The organism is Pseudomonas abietaniphila (genome assembly GCF_039697315.1).
In the GTDB taxonomy this organism is placed as follows: domain Bacteria; phylum Pseudomonadota; class Gammaproteobacteria; order Pseudomonadales; family Pseudomonadaceae; genus Aquipseudomonas; species Aquipseudomonas abietaniphila_B.
In genome coordinates, this window is the sequence record NZ_CP155619.1 from 5,416,484 (window position 1) to 5,436,178 (window position 19,695).

Here is a 19,695-nt window from a genome sequence, read left to right on the forward strand (position 1 = left end):
CCGCAGAGACCGGGCAATCAGGCAACCGGAATCGATGGGTCTGCGGCGCTCAACGCGCTCGCGCGTTCCGCGACCGGAGGGTAAATCCAGACCGAATTGATTGTGTGTTTCAGCGTCTTCGCTTCCTGCCCGACCAGCTTCACCTGACGATCCCAACCTTCGGTGTACACCGCGCCCCATTCACCGAGGTCCAGGCAGGTCACGTATTTAGGCTGGCTGTAGCCGGTGGTGGGAACACCCAGCAGGGCAGCTGCGGCATTATTGCCTGCATGGCGTCCAAGTGAAATGGCGTGCTGACAGGACATCGCGGCGACGTGGCCTTGATCATCGGTCGCGGCAAAGGCGACGTCGCCAGCGGCGTAGATGTCGTCTTGACCGATCACCTTCAAGTTTGCATCCACGTGGAGTCGGCCGAGCGGGTCACGTTCGCCAGGGACCTGAGCGGTCAGTGGACTGGCGCGGAAACCGACCGTCCAGATCACTGTTTTCGATGCGATGTAGCGTCCATCACTCAAGGTGACGCCGTCTGGATCAATCGCTGCCACTGATGCATTCAGGCACCACTCGATGCCTTGCTCGGCAGACGCCTCGGCGATCGAGGGGCTGATGTGCTTGCCCAGCGCCGCGCCAATTTCTGCGCCACGGTCGACGATGAGCACATTGACCTTCGCATCGTCACCCAATACCGCGCGCAGTCGTTTGGGCAGTTCAGTGGCGGTTTCGATGCCGGTGAAACCACCCCCGCACACCACGACAGTGTTACGGGCTTCGGAATCCGAGTAGCTGCCCAATGCGTTGATGTGTTTCTCAAGGCAGGTTGCTGCCTCGATTTCATCCACGTCGAAGGCATGCTCGATACCGGTAATATTGGAGCGGATCAATTGGCTGCCTGTCGCCAGCACCAACTTGTCGTAACTGAGCCAGGAATGAACCCCTCGGCCTGCGGTGTACTCGACGCGTTTGCCCTGCGGGTCGATCCGGTCCGCCGTGCCTTCGACAAACCTGACGCCGGTGACGTCGAACAACTCGAGCAGGGACGCTTTCATTTCGTGCACGTTCGACTCATAAAAGCGCGGGCGGATACGCAACTCCGCCTGAGGCGCCAATACAGTGATTTGCACATCGCTGCTGCCCTGTAAATCCAGCAACCGAGCCGCGCTCAATGCACTCCAGACACCACCGAATCCAGCGCCCACTACCAGGATGTTTCGCTTCATGTTTATCTCCGTACTTCATTGTTCAGGGGCGGAAAGTTTGCAATTGATGGCGTAACTTTAACGAGCGAAGTTCCGCGCGTCATGGCTGCATAAGTTGCAGGTTTTAGTGAATGAGTGTGACAGGTGTATACGTTGGTATAGTGGCCAATTCATTAGAAATCCGGGGTTGAGCGTGGAAGGGAAGGGGTGATGTTTTCAGGGGCGATCAAGTTTCAATGCCACCTCCAGACACGCAATCAAATGCTCTCCATCGAACGGCTTGGACAGATAGCAACGGGCCCCCAGCTCAGCTGCGGTCAGCCGCGGCGCCTGCGCTGCGGAGGCCGTAATGAAGATGACGGGAATGGTATGGCCATCGCGGAGTAGCCGTTGGTACATGTGCAGGCCACTCATGCCGGGCATCTGGATGTCGGACACCAGGCAGTCCAGCAGGGGGATCATGTCCGACGCCAGCAACGCTTCGGCGCTCTCGTATAAATGAACGGAATAATCATAAGCGCGCAGCAAACTGCTTAGTGAAGTTCGAACAAGGTCGTCGTCATCGATAATGGCGATGGTTGAGCGGGTGACCACTGTATGCACCTTCCAATGATGAGGGTCGCGTTCGCTGACCGTCCTTACCTACACGATACCCCCTGTCGGCTTATCATTAATTATACCTGCGTATATATATTCTACTTTTCGAGACGAAGTTTCAGTGTTTCGGCCATGCGCACCAATTCCGCAAATGTTTTAGCCCGCATTTTTCGCATGACATTGGCGCGGTGGATCTTCACGGTGATTTCGCTCAGGCACACTTCGCTGGCGATTTGTTTATTCATGAGGCCGGAGGCCGCCAGTGCCATGACCTCCTGCTCCCGGGCGCTCAAGGTGCGCAAGCGATCAGTCAGTTCGTTCAAACCCTTGTTCGCCTCGCGCTGCTCCGCGTCCTTGCGCAACGCCAAGCCCACTGCGTCCAGCAAATCCTGTTCGCGGAAGGGTTTGGCGAGAAAATCCACCGCCCCGGCCTTCATGGCTTTCACCGTCATCGCGATGTCGCCATGCCCGGTCATGAAGACGATAGGCAGCGTCTCGCGGGCTTTGACCAGTTCATTCTGAAAGTCGAGACCGCTGATCCCTTGCAACCTCACGTCCAGCACAAGGCAACTCGTGGTTTCGGGTCTTTTGAAGGTGAGAAACTCTGCCACCGACGCAAAGAGTTCAACCCTCCAACCGATCGAGCGCAGCAAACTGCTCAGGGATTCGCGTAGCAGCTGATCGTCGTCGACGATATAGACGCAGGAGGTGTCGTTGATCATTTTGCTAGTCATCTGACTGGTCATCTGAAAAGTGCCCATGGGTCTGGTGCCGCAACTAAGGGAAGCTCCAGCAGCAAGGAGCCGGTCCAGAAAGAGAAACCACCACCTAGCCGCCAGGACGCGCCATGGCGCTAATCTCCGCGCTTGGAGGTGGCTAACATGGGGTACGAAGACCCTAGTTAAGTTTATGAGTCCGGGCGCGGCACTGATATGACATACACCCCGGAATTTATGCCAATACGGTGGGAGCGCCTGGGACGAAGTCGCAGGTGCACAGCGGCGCCGCATCGTCGTCGGCGCGGAGAACTGAAAGGCAGGAAGGGAGGAGAGCGCGAAAAAATGAGGGATTCAGGCCGCCACGACAGACCAGACATGGCGATTGCTGTCAGCAAGAAATTCGCTGAAGCGCGATCGTAACCAGCGCTCAGCGGGGTCGTTGTCGGCCACCCCACGCCACACCATCGACAGTTCAGGCGCGCTCACTTTCATCGGCAGGGGCTCTGCACGCAGGCCGGTGCAGGCAGCCACGGTGTGTGCCACATAATCCGGCACCACCGCCAGCAGCTCGCTGTGTGCCAGCAACACGGCAAGCGCACTGAGTTGCGGCAACTCGAGCGCGGCGATTCGCTCGCGAGCTATCCTTTAGCGGCTGTCAGCGCAGAGTTCGAAATGATGGTGGACGCCAGGTAGACGCTGCGGTAGCGACCTGCGGGGCGTTCACCCAGGCATCATCAGTGCCAATGATGCCCGGCATAGGCATAGGCGCTATTTCCTTTATCTTGAAGCATCAAAAAAACATTCGATGGTATGAATGTCCTCGGTGGCTGTACGACCTAACGTATTCGTCGTTCAGTCATTGATGAGGTGGTGATGAAGATCAAATTAGTGCCGTTAGCCCTTTGCCTGGGCGTATCGCTCACCAGCCATGCGGCCGAGTTTTCGCTCACGAGCTCCGATATTGCCGACAACCGGACCCTGAGCCGACGCGAGGTGTTCAATGGGTTCGGTTGCGAAGGCGGTAACACATCGCCTGAGCTGTCGTGGAGCAATGCGCCGGAAGGAACGAAGAGCTTTGCTGTGACGGTCTACGACCCGGATGCCCCGACAGGCAGCGGCTGGTGGCATTGGACGGTGGTCAACCTTCCCTCGAGTGTCCGAAGCCTGCCGCGCGGCGTCGGTGCTCATCTGCCTGTCGGTGCTGTGCAAGGACGTACGGATTACGGTCAGCCGGGGTTTGGGGGTGTGTGTCCACCGCTCGGGGACACCGCCCACCACTATCAATTCACGGTCTGGGCATTGAAGGTTGAAAAGCTGCCGCTGGATGAGCAGGCCAGCGGTGCGCTGGTGGGGTACATGCTCAACGCGAATGTGCTCGGCAAAGCGACCATAACCCCGACTTACGCGCGCCAGTGACACGGCGAAATACCGGTCAAGCGCCCGCAGCCATCGGGTGCTTCGCGAGTACAGCTGTCTGCGCGTCCCGGTGGCCATGACGTCACTCTGTCTCGTGTGTCTATCATGCTGACGCGCAGGCCGTCCTTGAGACTGATCGTGCCGATATAAAACAACGCCCTCCGGACGTCTGCGCTGGCAGAGAAACAGGGGTTTGTGTCGTGGCGACCAGCCTCATTGTCACGCTAGCCTTCTTACGCGGCCGGATACTCGGCAATACGCCTTCCATAGCGTGATCCCAACCTGCCGTAAACGAAAAATCACAGTTCCGCCGTTGATGGAAAACAGCCTGCAGAGAGTTTGGAACGATGGTGAGCGCGTCTTGTATCGGATGTGCCCAGGCGTAGGAGCAAATGTTCGCGCCGTTCTGCAGCACCTAGGCCACTGGCCTGGGAATGGGGCTGGCGATCTGTCGCTCGATCATCGAAGCGCACGGAGGCCTGCTCTGGGCCTGCGCCGGTGAGCCCGATGGCGCGGTCGTTCAATTCACCCTGGGGCCGCATCGGCAGGAGTAGCGACGCCGATGCAGCGCCACCGCCGACTCACTACACAAGTTCGCCAAACCCATGAATACTGCGCGCGGGCTTTGTCCGCGCCATCTGTTGTGTTTTTCAAGGAGACCTCTTTCATGAACAGTTCTGCGCTGTCCGCGCCGTTCAGTCGTCCTCGCACCATGTTGTTCGTGGCGTATCCGCAAGTGGGATTGCTGGACCTGACCGGCGCGCAAACGGTTTTCTGGGTGGCGAGCAGGGCCATGAAGGCGCTCGGTTTGCCAGGCTATCATTGCCCGACTGGCAGCATCGCGGGAGGCATCACCCCGACCGCCGAGGGGGTCGCGGTGGATACGAGGGAGCTGTCGTCGCTCATCGACGAGGAGGTGGACACGATTGTGGTGCCAGGATCGCCTGAAATTCTCACGGCGCTGGAGAACAACCCCGATGTGATTGACTGGATCGCGCGACACTCGCCCCAGGCGCGGCGGACGGCGTCGGTGTGCAGCGGGGCGTTTTTACTGGCGCAGGCGGGGCTGCTGGACAGCAAGCGCGCGGCCACGCACTGGGCAATGTGCGACATGCTCAAATCCCGCTTCCCGACGGTGGAGGTCGATCAGGACGCCATTTTTATTCAGCAGGACAGAGTCTGGACCTCCGCCGGCGTCACTGCCGGGATCGATCTGGCGCTGGCGTTGGTCGAGGAAGACTGCGGGCGGGATATCGCCATGAAAGTGGCGCGTGAGCTGGTCGTTTTCATGAAACGCCCGGGCGGTCAGTCGCAGTTCAGCGAGATGCTTCAGTCGCAGATGAGCGACGGCGATACGTTCGCCGGCTTCCATGTCTGGTTGACCGAGAACTTGCGACGCGAGGACCTGGACGTCGAGACGCTGGCGCGTCAGGCCAACATGAGCGCGCGGAATTTCAGCCGGGTCTACAAACAGAAAACCGGCCGCAGTCCGGCCAAGGCATTGGAGGTGTTTCGCCTGGAAGCAGCGCGTCGCTTGCTGGAGGACTCAGACCGCAGCATCTGCCAGATCGCTTCTGCCTGCGGATTCGGTGACGAAGAGCGGATGCGTGTGACGTTTCAGCGCCACCTGTCAATTTCGCCTCGGGATTACCGCACCCGATTTTCTCGCTGAGGGCCTTGAAGCGGCCCTCGGCGCGCAAAGTTGGGCCCGGCCAAACCGTTGGCCGGATTTCAGGGTTTTATGTCGTTTACCGGAGCTCTTCAGGCTCCTAGCATTCTGGGAAATAAGCCCGGAGCACAGAATAATGAAACAGCAAATCCTGGTAATTGGCGCTGGATTCGGCGGCGTCTGGAGTGCCTTGAGCGCCGCGCGTCAGCTTGACCTCAATGACCGTCAGGACGTCGAGATCAGCGTCTTGGCCCCACAGGCCGAATTGCGCATTCGACCCCGCTTTTACGAACCCGATGTGCATGAGATGAAGGCCGGCCTGCAGGCCTTGTTCGAGGTTGCCGGCATCAGGTTCGTGCAGGGACTGGCAGACAGAATCGAGGTGGCGGGCAAGACGGTCGAGTACGTCGATGCTCGCGGTGAGCGACAATCGATGCCCTACGACCGACTGGTGCTGGCGACCGGCAGTCACGTTATGCGGCCGAACCTTGAGGGCGTCAGCGAGCACGCGTTCGATGTCGACACCCTCGAGGCGGCGGCCCGACTCGAGGCGCATCTGCATGCGTTGGCTGAGCAGCCGGATTCCGTCGCACGCAACACCGTCGTGGTGTGCGGCGGTGGTTTCACCGGTATCGAAACCGCAACTGAAATGCCCCAGCGCATGCGTGCGCTGCTGGGGGAAGATGCAAGCGTGCGCGTCATCGTCGTCGAGCGCGGTCCGAAGATCGGGGCGGCGTTTGGCGAAGGCATCAGCCCCTCTATCGTTCAGGCCAGTGAAGCCTTGGGCCTTGAATGGTACTTGGGCGCCACGGTCGCGTCTGTCGACACCAACGGAGTCACCCTCGATGACGGGCGCCACATCGAGTCCAGGACGGTGATCTGGACAGTGGGTTTCCGTGCCAGCCCTCTGACCGCTCAGATCCCGGGCGAGCGTGACCCCTTGGGCCGGTTGTACGTGGATCACAACCTCAAAGTGGTCGGGCAGCCGGATATTTACGCAGCGGGCGATACCGCCTATGCGGCGACAGATGATCTGGGCAACTTCGCCGCCATGTCGTGCCAGCATGCTATCTCGCTGGGGCGCCATGCTGGCAATAACGTCGCTGCCGAGTTGATCGGCGCGGCGACCCAACCCTACCGCCAACCCAAATATGTAACATGCCTGGATCTGGGCGAATGGGGTGCGGTGTACACCGAAGGCTGGGACCGTCAGGTCAAGCTGATCAAGGACGAAGCCAAGCAGCTCAAGCGGCAGATCAATTCCGTATGGATTTACCCACCTGTCGCCGATCGCACGGCGGCATTGGCCGCGGCGGACCCCTCGATCCCTGTCGCGTAATCACGGCTTTCAAGTGTTCGCCTGTCCCGGTTCATCCGGGACGGGCTTTTTTCGTGAATGGCAGGGAGACGTGCCGTTGGACTTTCCGCAGATCTGCTCGCTGATTGCCGGTTTCGTATTGCTGGCGCTGGACCTGCTGGTGTGGCATCTGACGCCCTCGGTTCGCATGCTGCATCGAACGTTGGTGCGCATTTTTCTTTTTCTGCTGTTTTCCTGGCTGATCATCGCAATCGGCGTCAGTCCGTTACAGCCGTCGCCGTGGCCTGACGATGTCGCACTGAACATGCTGAGTACGGTACTCGCGGTGTTGTGGTGGTTCTTCGCCGCACGGACGCTGACCGTGGTGTTGAGCGCGATGTTCTTCAACCGGGGCGAGCACGCCGCGAGACTGTTCCAGGACATCATCGGCGCGGGCATCTTTCTGGTTGCGATCGTCGCCGCCGCTGGCTACGTCATGCAGTTGCCGGTCAAGGGGTTGTTGGCCACGTCCGGCGGTATGGCGATCGTCGGCGGTCTGGCCTTGCGCAGCACCTTGAGCGATCTGTTCTCCGGCGTTGTGCTCAACACCACCAAACCGTATCAGGTCGATGATTACGTGAAGATCGACAGTATTGAGGGAAAGGTGGTCGACATCGACTGGCGAGCGACTCACCTCATCACCTCCCACGGCAGCATGGCGGTGATTCCGAACTCAATCGTCGCCAACGCCAAAGTGCTCAATTTCAGCCGTCCTGTTGATCTCCACGGGGTCAACATCACCTTGCAGGTCGCGGCGCACGTGCGCCCCGGCCGGGTGATCGAGGCACTGGAGCGGGCGCTGCAAGGGACGCGGCATTTGCTCGCGTCCCACCCGCCCAAGGCCTCGGTGAAGGGCGCAGGGCCTGAGTTCATCGAGTACGAGGCGCGGGGCTTCATTGCATCGATAAGCCAGCGAACGGAGGTCTGCAATCACTTGTTCGATCTTGCCCATCGACACCTGGAAGCGGCGGGCATAAGCCTGGGCAGTGCAAGCCTCGGTCCCGCTCTTCCGGGGGCGCAGGCACAGCGCTGGAGCCGACAGAGGTTGCTGCTCGAGGACGTGAAGATCTTTCGCTCCTTGAGCGAGGTTCAGCGTGACCAATTGGCTCAGGACATGCGCCTGGTCGAGTGCATCCCCGGTCAGGTGGTGCTCGAGCTGGCCCAGGTGTCCGACTGCTTGATGGTCATCAGCACGGGCGTGATGTCGGCGTCCGTGCATGACGGGGAGCGACTGCTCGAAGCCGCGCGCATGGGGCCGGGTGAAGTGCTGGGCGAGGAGGGGATTTTGTCGGAGGGTCGATCACGGGCGCAGTTCCGCTGTATCACGGGGTGTGCGCTGTTCCGCATCGATCAGGTCACGTTGCGTGCTTATCTGGAACAAGGCGATGAATTCAAGGCGGCGCTCAACAAGTTGCAGTTGTTCCGTCAGGGCGTGCGGCAATCACTGTTGCTTCAAAAACCCGTGGCGATCAAAAAGGGTGGTTTCCTGCGCTGGCTTAAAAGCGCCTGACGGGTTCATGGTCCCTTCTGCGCAAGATTCCGACCGGCGCGTTTTCAATCCGGGGATCCGGGCCTAAACTCGTTAAGCTAAACATTCTCATCTGCAGCGAAACGATCGTACTGGCGCGAGAAAGTGACGTGTGATTGCGCGCGCCCGTGTCCTGTCCCATGGATGTTCAACGAGCAGCGCACACAGATGGCCGAGACTTTTTCCATCGATCGATTGATACGGGACCGACGCTCCAAGCGAGGTTATCTCGACAACCCCGTCGCGCCTGAAACCCTAAGGGACATTCTTGAGGTCGCTCGGTTTGCACCAAGTTCCAGCAACAGCCAGCCGTGGCGTTGCATCGTGATGACTGGCCGTACGTTGGGACGCGTGACCGAGCGCGCGGTGCAGCGGTATCGTATTGCCCCCGAAAGCCTGAACCCTGAATATCCTTTTTTTCCGGCTGAGCTGCAGGAGCCCTACGCACAACGCGTCTATTTATTTCGGGATCAGTTGGGCGAAGCGCAGGGGTGTCCTCGCACGGAGAAAGCGTTACGGATGTTCAACATCGAGCGCCAATACCGATTCTTCGATGCGCCAGTCGGCCTTATATTCATCATGGATCGCAAGCTCGAGCGCGCGAACTTCATCTGTTATGGCTGTTTTCTGCAGAACATCATGCTGGCGGCCAAAGCGCGCGGTCTGGACACGTGTCCTCAGCAAATATGGTCGCTGCAGCATGCGGTTCTGCGAGAGGAACTGGACATTCCGGCGCAGGACATGGTGGTGGCGGGCATGGCATTGGGGTGGGCCGATTCCGAACGGCTGGAAAATCATATCGAGACGCCACGAAGCCCGCTGAGTGAGGTGGCCACGTTCTACGACTGACCCCGAGCGCTTCGGGTTCGCAATCATGTTCAGCGACGCTCGCGTCCACCCTCACGGGGAATTTGCATCCCTCAATGAGGATGAAAAATATATACCCAAGTGTGGTTCCGGGCCTAAGAGGCGGCGGCGCAAACTTTCCCCATGAGCGATTCATCGCTCGCGCGGTCACCCAACCGCGCGCCTGAATGTCTGAGCCGAGCCTAAGGAGAACCACCATGACAACCTACCTCAATCATCCCGCCCCACGAGCATCGTCGTTTCTGCAGGACGGGGGGCAGTCGTCGTCGACGCCGGGTGGGCATCAACCTATTGGCGCCGCCGGGTTCGAAGAGCTCGTTCCGTCGCGCTATGCGCTGCGTGTCGGCGACATCGACGTGATGGTGGTCAGCGACGGTGTTCTGCCGCTGCCGACCGAGACCATGTCCACCAACGTCGACCCGGTCGTGCGCGCCGCCTGGTTCAAGGACATGTTTCTGGGGCCTGATGCCTTCGACTGGGCACTGAATGTACTGGTCGTACGCAGCGGCAAGCAGATCATTCTGGTCGATGCGGGGCTGGGCGGACAATTCCCCGGATTCCCGCGCGCAGGTCAGTTCCCCAAGCGTTTGAAAGCGGCGGGTATCGAGCTGTCTGCCGTGACTGACGTGATCATTACCCATATGCACATGGACCATATTGGCGGGCTGCTGGTCGAGGAGGTGAAAGCCCGGCTGCGTCCGGACATCCGCATCCACGTGGCGGCGAGCGAGGTCGCGTTCTGGAAAGCCCCTGACTTTTCGCAGACGTCTATGCCTGAGCCTGTGCCTGATGTTTTGCGCACGACCGCCAATCAGTTCATGAGTGAATACGGCAGCAAGGTGCGCACCTTCGAGGACGAATATGAAGTTGCGCCCGGCGTAGTTGCCAAGGTTACAGGGGGCCATACACCAGGGCATTGTGTGGTTTATGTGAACTCCTGCGGCGAGCGGCTGACATTCGCCGGCGACGCGCTATTCCCGGTGGCCTTCGAGCACCCCGACTGGCAGAACGGGTTCGAACATGATCCCGAGGAGTCGGTCCGGGTGCGCGTTCGGTTGCTGCAAGAAGCTGCGGCCAGTGGCGAGCTGTTCGTCGCGACCCACCTGCCGTTTCCGTCGGTGGGTCGAATCGCCGTCGACGGCGACGCCTTTCGGTGGGTAGCGGGGTTCTGGGATTACTGATGACCAGGCTGAGGGTCGAGCAACGCGAAGCCCTTCGTTGCGCTGCAGCGAGGGGCGTTTTGCTGACCGCAAAGGTGTCGCGAGACGATTGTCGGCGCGCCGTGGATCGGTGAAGAAGTTTGGATGAAGCCTGGAAGACAAATCGATGCAATCGGAAAATGCTGCTGACTGGAAGCGTTCCAGAGAGCGATTAGCCCCATGGAGAGTCAAGAAGGCGCAGGTGCTCATGTCTCAACTGATGGTTGAGCGAGGGACGGTCGAAAAAGTCGCCAATGCGTGTGCTCTGTCCAGAAGCCACTTTTCTCGGGCGTTTAAAAATTCTACCGGGCTTTCGCCGCATGACTGGCTCCGGCGGGAAAAGCTGTCGAAAGCCGAGCAACTGTTAAAGGACCGACGCCTGACGATTTATCAGATCGCCCTTGAATGCGGGTTCGCGGATCAGTCGTATTTCACGCGCTTGTTCAGACGAGTGAAAGGCGTGAGCCCTCGGCGTTGGCAAGTCCAGCATGAAGGCAATGGCGTAACGGCCAAGTGTGATCTGTGGTCCGAGGGATGTTTTAAGTTGCGGGCTGATGAAACAATTATTCAGTGTGAAGTTGATGTTTTTAACGTGGGTTGCAAACGTCCACTCTGTAAGTAACGTCCCAGGCGGACAATTAACCCTGAATAAGTGCCATGAGAGGTTTCGCGCTTGACGGCGTTGTAAGGATTTTCCAACTATTGGCACTCTTCATGGACATCGTCACGATGAACCTTATCGTTCTGTTAACTGCAGCGGCAGTTGGCGCACTGTCATGAACAGACAAAACCAAGACGTTTATTCAAACAGGGAATGAGCAATGAATACCCTTTCTGGTCTCACTATCCATCACTCAATCATCCCCTCTAATCGAGACATCGATGCAAGAATCACTGTTCAGCCTGCTTTGACGGCGGCCGAGGTGAGCAGCAGTATCCAGCCTCGCGACGCCGTCAAAGTCAATCTCTCTGTTGAGGGGTTGCAGGCCTTCGCGTCCGCGCAGAGCGACAGCAAAAAACCGGCGAACACTGAGGCCAAGGAAATCGCGAAAATTCGCGAGCACATTAAAGAGTTGCAAAAAGCCCTTCAGGAACAGCAGGCGCAACTGCAGTCAATTCAGTCATCTAAAAACGTGTCCGACGATGAAAAGACTCAACGTATTCAAGCCATCAACCAACAACTTGCCAGTCTCAACGCTTCACTCGCCAGTGCGACCGCGCAGTTGATGGAAGCGCTCAAAGGTAAGCCGAAAACTGCGGGCGCGGAGGGTGTTCAGCCTGTGCCGTTTGTGCAACATGGGGCGCCGGCTTCCGGGTCGGACTCTGTCTGATCCAGCGATGCAGGTGTCGGCCGTCGCGTTACTGTTCGTCAATTAATGACGGTGAGGCCTGGGCGATCAGCGTTGATCGCCCAATGTCGACAACCCTCAAGCCTGCTCGCTTACCTCGACCACACCCTGATCCTCACCCAGAAACCCGCCACTCTGGTGCTGCCACAGCCGTGCATAGACGCCGTTTTTCGCGAGCAATTCAGTGTGCGTGCCTTGTTCGATGATACGGCCGTCATCCATGACGATGAGTCGGTCCATGGCGGCTATCGTTGAAAGCCGGTGGGCGATGGCGATCACGGTTTTGCCTTCCATCATTTCATCGAGGCTTTCCTGAATCGCAACTTCGACTTCCGAGTCCAGCGCGCTGGTGGCCTCGTCCAGCAGCAGGATCGGGGCGTTCTTGAGCATCACGCGCGCAATCGCGACCCGTTGGCGCTGGCCGCCCGATAGCTTGATACCGCGCTCACCCACGAGGGTGTCGTACCCCGTATGGCCCTGCTTGTCGCTGAGCTGGCGGATGAAACCGTCGGCTTGCGCGTTGGCTGCGGCGCTGTGAATCTGGGCATCGGTCGCGTCGGGCCGGCCGTAGGCGATGTTGTCGCGAATGGAGCGGTGCAGCAGCGAGGTGTCCTGAGTGACCATGCCGATGGCGCTGCGCAGGCTGTCCTGGGTGACGTGCGCGATGTTCTGTCCGTCGATGCGAATCTCGCCGCTGTCCACGTCGTAGAAGCGCAGCAGCAGGTTGATCAGCGTGGATTTGCCCGCGCCTGAGCGCCCAACCAAACCGATCTTTTCCCCTGGCTGGATGCTCAGGCTCAGCCCGTCGAGCACTTGCCGCTCGCCACCGTAATTGAAGCTCACTTTGTCGAAGGTCACGGCGCCGCCGGAGGTCACCAGCACGCTTGCGTGCGGCGCATCTTGAACCTTGGGGCCGCGGGTCAAGGTGGCCATGCCATCCTGTACCGTACCGATGTTTTCGAACAGCGAGGTCATTTGCCACATGATCCAGTGGGACATGCCGTTGATGCGCAGCGCCATGGCGGTAATCGCCGCGACGGCGCCCGCGCCGACTTCGTCTTGGTGCCACAACCACAGTGCATAGCCTCCGGCTGCCAGAATCAAGCCGACCACCAGCGCCTGATTGACGATCTCGAACTGGCTCACGAGGCGCATCTGCCGGAAGCCGGTCTGCTTGAAGTCCTCCATTGCCGCGCGTGCGAAGTGCGCTTCACGTTTGGAATGGGAGAACAGTTTGACCGTAGTGATATTGGTGTAGGCGTCCGAGATCCGTCCGGTCATCGACGACCGCGCATTGGCCTGTTCCTGCCCGACTTTCCCCAGGCGCGGTACGAAGTACCACATGGCCAGCCCGAACAACACGATCCACGCTATGAACGGAAGCATCAGTTTCAGCGCGAAGCCACCGGCCAGCGCGATGATCGCGATGAAGTACACGCCGATCCCGGGCGCGATTTCGATGAGGGTGAACAGCACTTCACGCACCGACAGTGCGGTCTGCATCACTTTGGTCGTGACCCGGCCTGAGAATTCATCGGAAAAGAATGAAAGGCTCTGGCGCAGCATCAAGCGGTGAAAGTCCCAGCGCAGACGCAGCGGCAGATTGATCGCCAATATCTGGTGCTGCACCATCGTGCGCAACGCCACCAGCCCGATGCTGGTCACCAACACAATACCGATGCCCCACAGCACGTGACGTTCCTGATCCGACACCCCGCCGCCGGTCTTCCAGGTCGAGAGCAAGTCCACGACCTGGCCGAGGAAGGAAAACAGCCACGCCTCGTAGATCGACACGCCGGCGCTGAGCAACGCGAGCGCGAGGATGTAGCCCCGTGCGCCACGGGTGCAGGCCCACAGAAACCGCGCAAGGCCGTCGGGCGGTGGCGGTACTTCGTCAGGTGGGAAGGGGTCGAGCCATCGCTCAAATGCACGCAGCATGGTGGTCTCCGAAAGGATCAAATGAGGGAGAGTTTGCCATTGAAAGGCGACCAGGGCTAAAGCGAGTGCATTTCTTTACCTGCGCAGCCAGTGTCAGGTGCATGAGGCAGGGTGTGCAGCGATTCAAAAATATTTTTCAAAAACCTGTGAGGTAAATACCGTTTCGACCCGTGTAGATGAGATAGGAATCATTCTCTTTCGCTTTTCTCTACGGAGTCACTTACGTGGTCATGCTGCTCAACCGCACCAATGCTTCGCTCCTCTTGTGTTCTGCGCTGCCGTGTCTGGCGATGGCTGCCCAACCGGTCACCGAGCTTCCGGTCAGCACCATTGAGTCGACCTATGACGCAAGTGGAGACTCCGACAGCTATACCCGCGCCGACAGCAGCACCGCGAGCAGAGGAGCGACCCAGAACCGCGACGAGGCGCAGACGGTCAACACGGTGACAGCACAGACGCTCGATGACTATCAGGTGAAGGACCTCAACGATGCGATGCGTTTCGTCAGCGGCGTCACGCAGACCAACACCCTGGGCGGCACCAAGGATGCCGTGATCAAACGCGGGTTCGGCAGCAACGACGACAACTCCATCCTGCGCGACGGTATTCGTTCGGCCATCGGCCACAACCTGGGCGCCACCACCGACCATGTGGAAGTGTTGAAGGGGCCCGCGTCCCTGATGTACGGCGCGCTTGAGCCCGGCGGCCTGATTAACGTGATCAGCAAACAGCCGCAGTTCACCCGCAGCACGACCCTGACCGGGTCGGGGTACAGCGAAGGAGGCGGGTCTTTCGGCGTCGACACGACCGGACCGTTGGGCGATACCGGCCTGGCGTATCGTTTGATTGCCGAGCGCAGCCATGAAGACTACTGGCGCAATTACGGTGTCGATGAGCACACACTGATTGCACCCTCGATTGCCTGGGTGGGTGATCGTGCGAGTTTCTCGCTGGCCTACACCTACAACGACTACGCCAGCCCCTTTGATCGGGGCACGGTGTTTGTGGGCGGGCATCCCGCGGACATCAGCTACCGTGATCGCCTGGATGAGCGTTGGGCGAAGACGGAGGGCATCAGCCAAAGCACGACCGCCAAGTTCGAGTATCAGCTTAATGACGACTGGCGCAGCCGACTGACCTACGGCTGGACAGAGGATCGCTACAGCCTCGCCATCGCGCAGCCGAGCACGCTGAACGGCAACACGTTGCGGCGAATCGCCAACGGTGGCCATTACGACTATGAAAGCCGCTATACCGCGCTGGATTTTCTGGGCGACCAGCAGATCTTCGGCCAACGGCACGAGATCACGGTCGGCGTGGACAACGAGTCGCTGGATAAATACCGTGGCAAAACCTACCGCAATACCAACACCACGGCCGGTAACCTCAATATCCAGAATCCCGCCTACGGCAACCTCGCCGAGCCTGTAACCGTCAGCGCTGCACAGAGCAATGCTGAAAATAACCTCGTGACCACCTCGGCGTACTTCAAGGACAACTGGCACCTGAATGATCGCTGGATCCTGGTCTTCGGCGGGCGTCAGGAGCACTGGGATCAGTACAGCGATCAGGGCTTGGGCCGCGCGTATGCGCCGGGCGCGGATTCCAACGGGGACAAATTTATTCCTTTTGGCGGGATCGTCTATCAGCCAACTGAAACGGTGGCGCTCTACGCCAACTACAGCCGCTCCTTCGTGCCCAACGACGCCGATGATGCGGGCAACAGCTTTAAACCCACCGAGGGACGCAGCTACGAGGCGGGGATCAAATACACGCCGGTCGAGACGCTGAATGTGAACCTGGCGGTGTACGACATCGTCAAGAAGAACCTGGTGAACAGCGTGCTGCAAAGCAATGGCGACAGCATCGACGAAGCGGTGGGTAAAGCACGTTCACGCGGTGTCGAGCTGGATGTGACCGGTGAGATCGCCGAAAACTGGAGCGTGATCGGCACCTACGCGTATGACCATACGGAGGTGTTGAAGAACGACGAGTCGCCCGAGCAGGAAGGCAATCGTCTGCCCAACGCGCCGATGCACAGCGCCAGCCTCTATCTGACCCACCATCTCGCGCTGCCGGCTGACACGGGCAAGTGGCATGTCGGCGCCGGTGCTCGCTACGTCGGCCAGCGTCCGGGTGACGATGCCAACAGCTTCTGGCTCGACAGCTACACCGTGGCCGACGCGTTCGTTCGCTGGGACCTGCCGACCCACGACTACAAAACCAGCCTGCAACTGAACATCGACAATTTGTTCAACAAGGAATACTACCCGTCGACCACCGGCAGCAGCACGCTCCAGGTGGAAGAGGGTGCATTGAGAACCGCCCGGCTCACGGCCAGCGTGACGTTTTGATACCCAAGGTCTGCGCCGGGGCAGAGGTGCTTTCCCTGAACCAGCGCAGGCCGGAGCGGGAGATCGAGTGGGGTACGGAATTGGGCTGGCGCGGGCGGTGCTTATCCTTGCGACAGGCAACGGGGAGCGGTCAGCTCCGGGCAACCAGCGATTTGATCTTCTGGACCACCACATCGATATCAAACGGTTTATCCAGGACCTCGATGAAGAGATCTGGACGCGCGACCCCGAGATACGCTTGTGCCCCGCTCATGAGCATGATCGGGGTGGCGGCGTGAAGATCCTTGCTCCTCACCGCGTCTGCAAACTCGATACCTGTCATGCCGGGCATCATGAAATCGGTGATGATGAGATCGGGGCGTTCCCTGTCCAGAATCTCAAGCGCCTTCTTCCCGCTTCCGGCGGTGACAGTCATGTAACCCTCATCCTCAAGCGCAAAGCTCAGAATGTCTGCAATCAGGTATTCGTCATCGACGATAAGAATGGTCGTCATGACTTGAGCGCTCGTCGGAGCCTGTCAAATGTGCTTGGACGCGCAAGCCAGACTCGCTGTGTCGTTTTTAACATGTGCATGAGTCAGACCTTATTCACGGCTACCCCAAAATCACCTATAGCCACCTCGAGCAGAGAAGGGTCGTAGGCACTGTCTCTGATTTTCAGAATAAAAAGCTCGCGTTTAAGTTCAGAACCTTTTCGTGCGAATCGGATGAGGAGCAGATTGTCCACGATGCTCGAGAGATCCGAGGCGGGTGCATCGATCTCACTGCCCAATAATGTTTGCGTCTCCCACGAGGCCATGGTGGTGACGCCTCGGGTGCGCAACTCCGCCATCAGTGCGGCGAGCAGGTCATGAATTCTGCTTTTGTCCGCCGCGACCCGGCCCATTCCACTGAGGCTGTCGATGAAGACTCGCTTGATCCCTTTCTCCTCGACAACCTCGAGCAGCTGGTACCCCAGCTTGTCAATCAGGCCGGGTGTCGTGGGATTCCAGATGACGTGCAGGGCTCCGCTGCTCTGCATGGCGTCAAGGTCGATACCGAACGCGTTGGCCTTGACCCTCAGCCGCTGTGGCGATTCGAAAAACCCGAATAACAGCCCAGGCTCCTGCGGCGTACATTTGCTCAGGAAGTGCATGCCGATGGAGGTTTTTCCGGCGCCGGACGGGCCCGTCAGCAACGTGACAGAAGAGCCGACAAGTCCGCCGCCGATCTGCGGATCCAGGGAGTCGATGCCACTGCTGACAGGCGCGATCGACGCCAGGTCAACCACTGACGCACAGCTCAAGACGCTCTCGAGCCTTGGGTAAACGTCGATCCCCTTGTCCGTGATTTCAAACTCGTGCGCACCCGGCAACGAACCGCTTCCGCGGGTTTTGCGAAGCCTCATGCGGCGCACGGTCCTGGGGCCAAAGGTCTCTTCACCCATCTCGATGACGCCATCGACCATCGTGTGCTCCGGGCTGCCGTCGTCCAGCTGCGAGCTGGTCAGGAAGATGACGGTGCAGCCAGCAAAGGCGGCATGGCCCTGAAGCTCTGAAATGAATTTCTTGGTATCGATAGGCAGTTCGGCCTGAGAGCGGGCGTTCAAGAGGCCATCCAGGATCATCAACGTGGACTTCTGTCTGCTGATTTCCCGACGCAGCAACTTGACGACTTCGTCCAGACCCTCATTTTCCAGTGTGTCGAATGCGCTGACGAACTGGATTTTTCCGCCGATCTGGCTTTTGTCGAAAAAACTGAGCGTCGACAGGAAATGGAACAGCCGATCGTGAGGCTCTGCGAGCAACGTGGCGAAGAGGACATTTGCGCCGTTGCGCACATGGTTGAAACCGATCTGATTCGCCAGGATCGTTTTCCCTGAGCCAGGGCGACCTTGAACGATGTACGAAGCCCCCGCGACCAATCCACCCTTCAACAGGGTATCAAGGCCCTCAATGCCGCTTTTCAGGCGTTTTAAATGTTCCACGTCTCAGACCTCTACTGATTCAGCCAGCAACACGATGAGTGTACGGGGCGGTGCTGATGCTGCTGGTTGTTGCGGACAGCTATTCTATCCAAAGCGAGGGCGTGCGCTAGCCATCTTTTCAAGGAGCGACTTGCGGGGCAGGCTTCATCGATGGAGTCTTTAAAACGAGGTCAGCGGCGTCGGTTGCAGCAGCTCGCGCGTGCTGTCAGTGATGATGACGGGACGATACTGCAGGTCGACCAGATGCTCCGGGTTTTCGTCGGGGGAAGGGCAGGCGAGCGCCCCGAACGCCCGTGCAATCTCGGCGTGCTCATTCGGGAAAAATACAAACGTTTCTGCCGTGGCGGCATTGATCATCAGGCGGTAGGGGGATTCAGCCGTGGGGCACAGCAACAGCCGGAGTTCGTCCAGAATTCTCAAACGATGGTAGACGGATGCTCCATGCCCCAACGATTTACTGTACCAATCGGCCATATCTTTGCTCGTCAAACGTGTAGTTAAGGTTCTGACAAACCGCTGAAAATGTTGGTTCCGCAGCCCCGGACAGGTCTCAGCGTGGGCGGGTGGCATGTGAGAAACATGCCACCCCGTTTTCTACGACCCGATTAGCGTTCGCGTCAGATCGAATGGCTATAGAACAGCGCGTAGGATTCGATCCCGTCGTTTGGCTCTTTGATGCCCGCGTTGGAGTAATGGGTGACGCGCAAGCCTACCTTTTGCGTATCCCCGATCTTGAGGCCGGCGCCCAGGCGGTCTTCAAAGTTGAAGGCGGAACCGAATTTTTGATCGCCCGCCGTTGTGCCTGAGAACATCGCGACGCCAATGCCCGCTTCCACGAATGGCTTGACATGGCCGCTTCCGAATTCGTAAACGAAGACCGGGGCGAAGGACACGGAATGACGGCCGCCTGCTTCATCGCCGGCTTCCCAGTAGGTGTAACCCAGATCCCAATAGCCGGTCAGTTTGCCCGTCGTGCTTTCCATCCAGCTTTTGTCCCAATCGAAACCCAGGCCGACGCGGGCGGTAAGGCCGCCTTGGCTGGTGGCGCCGAGTGCGCCGGAGATGTCGGCGGCGTGGGCATTCAGCGAGAGACTGGACAGGCAGAACGCAGCGATCAGGAGATTTTTCATAGTCTTCATGAGGCAATATCTTGATGAGGATAAGGATGCGGCAACGCCGCGCGTGGGATAGGGCAGATCGCCATCAAAATGGTTCAATTTTTTTACAGGAAGGAAAATTGAACGGCCGTATGCCGTTGAGATCCGAGTTTTACACCCACAGCAGGCGTGCCAGCAGCATGCAGGCAAAGCGAGGAATTTCCATGGCCGTCACTGTCAAGAAGCTGGAAGGGACTGAAGTGCCTGAGGCATTGCGTCGCGGGGAAGGTCAACAGATCTTTGAAGTGACCGATGTCGACGGCAGCACGCATTACCGGGAAAACGAGGTAGACGCGGCAAAGCTGGTCGTCGAGCTCAGCGAAGAGGCCAGGAAAGCAGAGAACAGGTGAAGCAGTCGCCCGACAGCCGAGGATTTTTACAAAA

The 19,695-nt window shown here is 59.0% G+C and carries 19 protein-coding genes and 1 pseudogene; 11 read left to right on the forward strand and 9 right to left on the reverse strand.

Annotated features, from left to right (window positions below; translation table 11 throughout):
* Nucleotides 1–17: 17 nt before the first annotated feature.
* The 4 genes from ABDX87_RS23755 to ABDX87_RS23770 all read right to left on the reverse strand — a co-directional run bounded on the left by ABDX87_RS23755 (nt 18) and on the right by ABDX87_RS23770 (nt 3,124).
* On the reverse strand, nt 18–1,217 hold the full coding sequence (locus ABDX87_RS23755) for an NAD(P)/FAD-dependent oxidoreductase (RefSeq protein WP_346830069.1): 1,200 nt from the start codon (nt 1,215–1,217) through the stop codon (nt 18–20).
* A 195-nt stretch (nt 1,218–1,412) separates the two neighbouring features.
* Nucleotides 1,413–1,790, reverse strand: a complete 378-nt coding sequence (locus ABDX87_RS23760; protein WP_346830070.1) for a response regulator transcription factor — start codon at nt 1,788–1,790, stop codon at nt 1,413–1,415.
* A gap of 101 nt (nt 1,791–1,891) precedes the next feature.
* On the reverse strand, nt 1,892–2,539 hold the full coding sequence (locus ABDX87_RS23765) for a response regulator transcription factor (RefSeq protein ID WP_431061273.1): 648 nt from the start codon (nt 2,537–2,539) through the stop codon (nt 1,892–1,894).
* 324 nt (nt 2,540–2,863) lie between these two features.
* Nucleotides 2,864–3,124 carry a hypothetical protein gene (locus tag ABDX87_RS23770; protein ID WP_346830072.1) on the reverse strand — a complete coding sequence of 87 codons (261 nt, stop codon included), beginning with the start codon at nt 3,122–3,124 and terminating at the stop codon, nt 2,864–2,866.
* A 261-nt stretch (nt 3,125–3,385) separates the two neighbouring features.
* Between ABDX87_RS23770 and ABDX87_RS23775 the strand changes: the two genes are divergently transcribed.
* The 9 genes and pseudogenes from ABDX87_RS23775 (at nt 3,386) to ABDX87_RS23810 (ending at nt 11,879) form a co-directional block, all read left to right on the forward strand.
* A complete protein-coding gene (locus ABDX87_RS23775; RefSeq protein WP_346830073.1) occupies nt 3,386–3,928 on the forward strand; it encodes a kinase inhibitor in 543 nt (180 codons plus the stop codon).
* A 386-nt stretch (nt 3,929–4,314) separates the two neighbouring features.
* Nucleotides 4,315–4,482: pseudogene (locus tag ABDX87_RS29340) on the forward strand (ATP-binding protein); the annotation flags it as partial.
* A gap of 113 nt (nt 4,483–4,595) precedes the next feature.
* The gene (locus tag ABDX87_RS23780) at nt 4,596–5,600 is read left to right on the forward strand and encodes a GlxA family transcriptional regulator (protein WP_346830074.1); all 1,005 of its coding nucleotides are present in this window, start codon (nt 4,596–4,598) and stop codon (nt 5,598–5,600) included.
* Between the two features lie 133 nt (nt 5,601–5,733).
* The gene (locus ABDX87_RS23785; RefSeq protein WP_346830075.1) at nt 5,734–6,936 is read left to right on the forward strand and encodes an NAD(P)/FAD-dependent oxidoreductase; all 1,203 of its coding nucleotides are present in this window, start codon (nt 5,734–5,736) and stop codon (nt 6,934–6,936) included.
* A gap of 76 nt (nt 6,937–7,012) precedes the next feature.
* Complete coding sequence (locus ABDX87_RS23790; RefSeq protein WP_346830076.1) at nt 7,013–8,464, forward strand: mechanosensitive ion channel family protein; 1,452 nt, start codon at nt 7,013–7,015, stop codon at nt 8,462–8,464.
* Between the two features lie 186 nt (nt 8,465–8,650).
* Nucleotides 8,651–9,331, forward strand: coding sequence for a nitroreductase (locus tag ABDX87_RS23795; protein WP_346830077.1), 681 nt, complete (start codon nt 8,651–8,653; stop codon nt 9,329–9,331).
* Nucleotides 9,332–9,546: 215 nt separating this feature from the next.
* The gene (locus tag ABDX87_RS23800; protein ID WP_346830078.1) at nt 9,547–10,530 is read left to right on the forward strand and encodes an MBL fold metallo-hydrolase; all 984 of its coding nucleotides are present in this window, start codon (nt 9,547–9,549) and stop codon (nt 10,528–10,530) included.
* Nucleotides 10,531–10,756: 226 nt separating this feature from the next.
* Nucleotides 10,757–11,170 carry a helix-turn-helix domain-containing protein gene (locus ABDX87_RS23805; protein WP_346830079.1) on the forward strand — a complete coding sequence of 138 codons (414 nt, stop codon included), beginning with the start codon at nt 10,757–10,759 and terminating at the stop codon, nt 11,168–11,170.
* Nucleotides 11,171–11,369: 199 nt separating this feature from the next.
* Entirely contained in the window at nt 11,370–11,879 is a 510-nt protein-coding gene (locus tag ABDX87_RS23810; protein ID WP_346830080.1) for a hypothetical protein, read from the forward strand.
* Between the two features lie 96 nt (nt 11,880–11,975).
* Here ABDX87_RS23810 and ABDX87_RS23815 read toward each other — a convergent pair whose 3' ends face one another.
* Nucleotides 11,976–13,835, reverse strand: coding sequence for an ABC transporter ATP-binding protein (locus ABDX87_RS23815; protein ID WP_346830081.1), 1,860 nt, complete (start codon nt 13,833–13,835; stop codon nt 11,976–11,978).
* Between the two features lie 230 nt (nt 13,836–14,065).
* Between ABDX87_RS23815 and ABDX87_RS23820 the strand changes: the two genes are divergently transcribed.
* The gene (locus ABDX87_RS23820; protein ID WP_346830082.1) at nt 14,066–16,189 is read left to right on the forward strand and encodes a TonB-dependent siderophore receptor; all 2,124 of its coding nucleotides are present in this window, start codon (nt 14,066–14,068) and stop codon (nt 16,187–16,189) included.
* A 130-nt stretch (nt 16,190–16,319) separates the two neighbouring features.
* On the opposite strand, the gene ABDX87_RS23825 is transcribed toward ABDX87_RS23820, so the two are convergent.
* The 4 genes from ABDX87_RS23825 to ABDX87_RS23840 all read right to left on the reverse strand — a co-directional run bounded on the left by ABDX87_RS23825 (nt 16,320) and on the right by ABDX87_RS23840 (nt 19,284).
* On the reverse strand, nt 16,320–16,682 hold the full coding sequence (locus ABDX87_RS23825) for a response regulator (RefSeq protein ID WP_346830083.1): 363 nt from the start codon (nt 16,680–16,682) through the stop codon (nt 16,320–16,322).
* Between the two features lie 83 nt (nt 16,683–16,765).
* The gene (locus ABDX87_RS23830) at nt 16,766–18,154 is read right to left on the reverse strand and encodes an ATPase domain-containing protein (RefSeq protein ID WP_346830084.1); all 1,389 of its coding nucleotides are present in this window, start codon (nt 18,152–18,154) and stop codon (nt 16,766–16,768) included.
* A gap of 159 nt (nt 18,155–18,313) precedes the next feature.
* Nucleotides 18,314–18,628, reverse strand: a complete 315-nt coding sequence (locus ABDX87_RS23835; RefSeq protein WP_346830085.1) for a hypothetical protein — start codon at nt 18,626–18,628, stop codon at nt 18,314–18,316.
* A 143-nt stretch (nt 18,629–18,771) separates the two neighbouring features.
* Nucleotides 18,772–19,284, reverse strand: coding sequence for an acyloxyacyl hydrolase (locus ABDX87_RS23840; protein WP_346833604.1), 513 nt, complete (start codon nt 19,282–19,284; stop codon nt 18,772–18,774).
* Between the two features lie 191 nt (nt 19,285–19,475).
* On the opposite strand from ABDX87_RS23840, the gene ABDX87_RS23845 reads away from it, so the two are divergent.
* Nucleotides 19,476–19,661, forward strand: coding sequence for a hypothetical protein (locus ABDX87_RS23845; protein ID WP_346830086.1), 186 nt, complete (start codon nt 19,476–19,478; stop codon nt 19,659–19,661).
* Nucleotides 19,662–19,695 lie beyond the last annotated feature (34 nt).